This window comes from Mycobacterium sp. (assembly GCF_049281135.1).
Classification (GTDB): domain Bacteria; phylum Actinomycetota; class Actinomycetes; order Mycobacteriales; family Mycobacteriaceae; genus Mycobacterium.
Window position 1 is genome coordinate 1 of the sequence record NZ_JBAPRN010000401.1, and the last position, 1,836, is coordinate 1,836.

Sequence of the window (1,836 nt, forward strand, 5' to 3'; positions counted from 1 at the left end):
GTGTTAGATCCAGCAGGTTTTCGCAGATGAGCTCATAGCTGCAGTCGAATACCACGTTCCCGCCGAAATAACGCGGCATCCCTGCCGAAGGCAGCACCGGCAGGTGCGGTAGGAGGTCGACTGATGCCTTGTCGTTGCTGCCGTACCACACCCATACGTAACCGTGCGTCTCATGACTCGGCCAGCGGCCGCTGCCTCCGGTGAATTCGCTGGCGCGCAGCCGTCCATGTTCGCGGTCCTGGGGGGAGTCTTCGTAGGCGACGGCGACTCCGTCCTCGCGGACCAGGTAGATCGGTTCACCGTGGATAGTGCGACGCACGGGACGGCGGCCGAGCAGCGTGCTGTGAAGGACTGGAAACCAGGTGTCGCGCAGAGCGAATCGACCCGGCGCGAAGCCTGCGGTGATCTTGTTGGAACGGGCGCGTCCCGCCGCGGGGGTGATCGCGGCGTCGATGCCCGTGACATCGTCGATGCTCATCAGGTCATTCCTCTCAACGTTTGCAGCACTGGGTCGTACGTGGTGTCGGCGTGGTCGGCGACTGACGCGAACGTGCTTGCGGCTCGGCGGGTTCGGAGGCGAACCTTCCACGTGGCGGCGGCCGCGGCGACGACGGCTGGTGCTGCCGTACCGGTAACGTGCAGCTGCCACCTGACGACTGTCCGATAGTCCCCGATGGGAGTCGCGCCGACGATGGCGTGCACCGTTCCCCTTTGGGGGATCTCTGCGGTGATCGAAGTGAGCCCCGTCTGGCGCAGAGTCTCGATCCTGGCTCGAGTAGACCGTTTGACGGCTGGATCGAAAGTGGTGAGTCGCGGCACGTTGACCGTCAGGCGCTCGCGCACCACGACGATCCGATGCGGTTCGGTTTGGGCGTCAGGTCCCACGACTTCATCGCCGGAACCGAATAGCAGTCCCATGCCCAGTGCGGCTCCCGGGTTGAACGCCAGTGCCGCGACAATCGAGGCGTGGGGGGCGCGCACCTCGACGGATCCGGACAGGTGCATTCCCGCCCGACCCGAGAGGGCGTCCGGCACGTCGGCCGTCGAGTCACCGCCGCTGTGTATGAGAATCATGCCGGCGCGTTCGGCGACCGCGAACGCATCCACCGTGATTCGTCCCGATGGCCGCTCGCCGGGTCGAAAGTTGGGAATGCGTTCGCAACTACCGGCCCCGTTGAACGACCAGCCGTGGTAGCCGCACTGAATCAAGCCGTCGTCGGTGATTCTCCCCAGGGACAAGGGCATTCGTCGATGGGGGCACCGGTCTAGGACCGCCCGTGCGGTCCCGCTGTCGTCCCGATACAGTGCCAAGTTCACATCGGAGAGACGTACAGCGAGCGGCTTGTCACCTAGTTCAGCGCTGAGGGCGACCGGCCACCAGCCCGGAGCCAGTCCGGCCGCTTTCGTGAAATTCTCCATTCCCGGCTGTTCGTCGGCAGGTCGCACAGTCCGCACGCTTTCATCGGAGGGAGCCAAGGGGGGTTTTGACCTCACTCTCGCTTTCGTGACATCCGTCATCGCACGGCCATCCTGAGCCGAGGCGGCTGCGGGCAAACCTTGGTCGGCGCGCCCGAGGAACTACCGCTCACCGCAACCGCACGCGATTCGCACTTCGGACATCTGCCGAATGCCAAGGCGCTCAACGATCACTCCGTTCCCGCTAGAGGGCTCGACAGTTAGCCACACCACTAGGGGCCAACGATATGGCTGAGCAGCGCACAACCATTAGTGAAAGAAACCAAACAACAGGCAGGTCACTTTGGGATGAACAACAGAGGCCGATCGTGGCTAAGCGGAATCGCTTCCCATCAGCTGCTCGATCGGGAGGGCGAGCTC

General features: G+C 64.1%; 1 protein-coding gene and 1 pseudogene. Both read right to left on the reverse strand.

What is annotated here, in order from left to right; all coding sequences use genetic code 11:
• A pseudogene (locus tag WAN02_RS16165) lies at nucleotides 1-478 on the reverse strand (hypothetical protein); the annotation flags it as partial.
• Complete coding sequence (locus WAN02_RS16170; RefSeq protein WP_422265226.1) at nucleotides 478-1,518, reverse strand: Rieske 2Fe-2S domain-containing protein; 1,041 nt, start codon at nucleotides 1,516-1,518, stop codon at nucleotides 478-480. The pseudogene WAN02_RS16165 and the gene WAN02_RS16170, both read right to left, overlap by 1 nt.
• Nucleotides 1,519-1,836 lie beyond the last annotated feature (318 nt).